Origin of the sequence: uncultured Oscillibacter sp. (assembly GCF_900546705.1) — a bacterium.
Lineage (GTDB): Bacteria > Bacillota > Clostridia > Oscillospirales > Oscillospiraceae > Oscillibacter.
Genome location: NZ_URDP01000082.1, coordinates 1 through 2,446, shown reverse-complemented (window position 1 = coordinate 2,446; position 2,446 = coordinate 1). Strand labels below are relative to the sequence as shown.

The 2,446-nt window shown below is 65.6% G+C and carries 3 protein-coding genes and 1 pseudogene; 1 reads left to right on the top strand and 3 read right to left on the bottom strand.

Annotation, left to right across the window (positions count from 1 at the left end):
- Positions 1-449, bottom strand: a 449-nt coding sequence (gene epsC, locus QZS13_RS10175; RefSeq protein ID WP_295588598.1) for a serine O-acetyltransferase EpsC, incomplete at its 3' end; no start/stop codon positions are given.
- Between the two features lie 522 nt (positions 450-971).
- Between epsC and QZS13_RS10170 the strand changes: the two genes are divergently transcribed.
- Complete coding sequence (locus QZS13_RS10170) at positions 972-1,682, top strand: helix-turn-helix domain-containing protein (RefSeq protein ID WP_295588596.1); 711 nt, start codon at positions 972-974, stop codon at positions 1,680-1,682.
- A 41-nt stretch (positions 1,683-1,723) separates the two neighbouring features.
- Here QZS13_RS10170 and pgsA read toward each other — a convergent pair whose 3' ends face one another.
- Positions 1,724-2,245, bottom strand: a complete 522-nt coding sequence (pgsA, locus tag QZS13_RS10165; protein WP_295588594.1) for a CDP-diacylglycerol--glycerol-3-phosphate 3-phosphatidyltransferase — start codon at positions 2,243-2,245, stop codon at positions 1,724-1,726.
- Between the two features lie 21 nt (positions 2,246-2,266).
- A pseudogene (locus tag QZS13_RS10160) lies at positions 2,267-2,446 on the bottom strand (30S ribosomal protein S12 methylthiotransferase RimO); the annotation flags it as partial.

The window sequence follows — 2,446 nt, the reverse complement described above, 5'->3', positions numbered from 1 at the left end:
GCGGCGATGCGGGCGTTGTCCCCCACGGTGAAGGGGCCCAGCACCTTGGCGCCGGAGCCCACCAGCACGCCGCTGCCCAGGGTGGGATGGCGCTTGCCCTGGTCCTTGCCGGTGCCGCCCAGGGTCACCCCCTGGTAGAGGAGGCAGTCGTCCCCCACTTCGGCGGTCTCGCCGATGACGATGCCCATACCGTGGTCGATGACCAGGCGGCGGCCGATGACGGCGCCGGGGTGGATCTCGATGCCGGTCCAGAAGCGGTTCCACTGGGAGACGAAGCGGGCCAGGAAGAAGGCGTGATGCCGGTAGAGCCAGTGGGCCAGCCGGTGGTAGAGGACGGCGTGGACGCCGGGATAGAGCAGAAAGATCTCCAGCTTGCTGCGGGCGGCAGGGTCACGGCGCTGATAGGCGCCCAGCAGGTCGGAAAGAGCGGCAAAGGGATGATGTCTCATATTCAAAAACTCCTTTATTCAGTCGATTGGTTGTGACGGTACAGGTACAAGGTCCCCAACATCGTACTGCACAGGAGTCCAAACGGTTCCGAATCATCATAGCTTTACCTCCTTTACCGGGAAAATACAAAAACGCCTCCCGCACCCCACAGGGTGCAAGAGGCGTTGACACGCGGTTCCACTCTCGCTTATCGCTCACGCCGGCCAAGCAGCCGGACCGGCCCGATAACGGCGGCCTCGCCGGGGGCCATTACGCCCCGCGCTCCCGGATGCACTTCCCGGTCTCCTCCGTGGGCACGCTTGCAGCCGGCGGCACGCCCTCTCTGTCCTTCGGATGAACCGGTACTCTTTCCGTTCCTCGCGCAATCATCTTACCCCAGTATACTAGCAGGACTTTCCCGGCGTGTCAAGGGGGCGGGAAATTTTTCCCTTTGTCAACGGGCGGTTGACAGTGTGCCCGCCGCCGTCGCTTGTCACCGCCCGACGCCTTTGCTACAATAGGGTCAGCAAAGGAGGGATTTTATGGAGCTGGGCGATCGGATCGCCGCCGTGCGCCGGGCCGCCGGGCTCACCCAGGAGCAGCTGGGGGAGCTGGTGGGGGTCACCCGCCAGGCGGTGAGCAAGTGGGAGAGCGGACAGACGGTGCCGGACGCGGTGACGGTGGGGCGGCTGTGCCTGGCCCTCCATGTGTCGGCAGACTACGTGCTGCTGGGAAAGGAGCCGGAGGATACAGGCACCGGGCAGCCCCCACCGGCCCGGCCGGACCGGTGTCCCTGCTGCGGCCGGCCGGTGGACGGGGCCGTGTGTCCCCACTGCGGCTATCCCCTGCCCGACGCGCCCCCGTCCCGCCAGCGCTACGCGGTGACGGCGGTGGGCCGGTACTACGCCAACCCCTACGCCGAGGACCATCTCATGGAGCTGTGCGGACTTAATCGGGAAGAGGCCCGGCGGATGCTGCAAGTATCCGACGGCCGGGAGACGGTGCTGCGGCGGGGATTGACGGACGGCGCCGCCCGGTACCTTGCCGCCAACCTCAACTGGGCCATGTTCTCCTCCGTCCGGGTGGTGGCGGACGACGGCGCTCCGGCGGACGCCCTCCCCGGCGGCGGCACCGCCATGACCGTGCCGGACCCGGCGCCCCGGGGCCTGGACTTTTGGGGCGTGGTGGGGGCGGTGGCGGCGGCCATGGCGCTGATCTTCCTCCTCCAGCTGGTGCTGGCCGCCCTGCTGTAAACAAAAAAGCCGCGGATGCATCCGCGGCTTTTTTTCGCCCCTTACGCCGAGGCGATGATGTCCTTGTTTTTCACAAAGTACTCCACGCCGGAGTACAGGGTGGTCAGGGTGATGACCCACACGCAGATGGTGTTCACCACCGCCGGGATGGGCAGGAACATGAGGACGATGCACACCATGGTGGAAGCGGTCTTCACCTTGCCGGACCAGCCGGCGGCGATGACCCGGCCCTTGTCGGCGGCGATCATCCGCAATCCGCTGACGGCGAACTCCCGGCACACCACGATCAGCAGCATCCAGGCGGCCATCTGTCCGATTTCCACAAACCACAGCATGGCGGCGGTGACCAGCATCTTGTCCGCCAGGGGGTCGGCGAACTTGCCGAAGTCCGTCACCAGGTTGTACTTGCGGGCGATCTTGCCGTCCAGCATGTCCGTGAGGCTGGCCACAATGAAGATGGCCAGGGCTACGTAATTGGCGCCGGGGAAGCCCCAGTACAGCACCACCATAAAGACGGGGATCAGGATAATGCGCAAAAGAGTCAGTTTATTGGGCAAATTCATGTCGATATACTCCTTCCGCCCTTACTCCGCCAGCTCGCCGGTGAGCTCGCCGTCCATGACGCCGGTCAGGCGCACGGTGACGAAGGTGCCCGGCTCCACCTGGGAATCGGCGGTGAAGTAGATGCGCCCGTCGATGTCCGGGGACTCGGCGTAGCTGCGGCCGAAGAACATCTGGGCCTGGCCGTCGAAGCCCTCGCACAG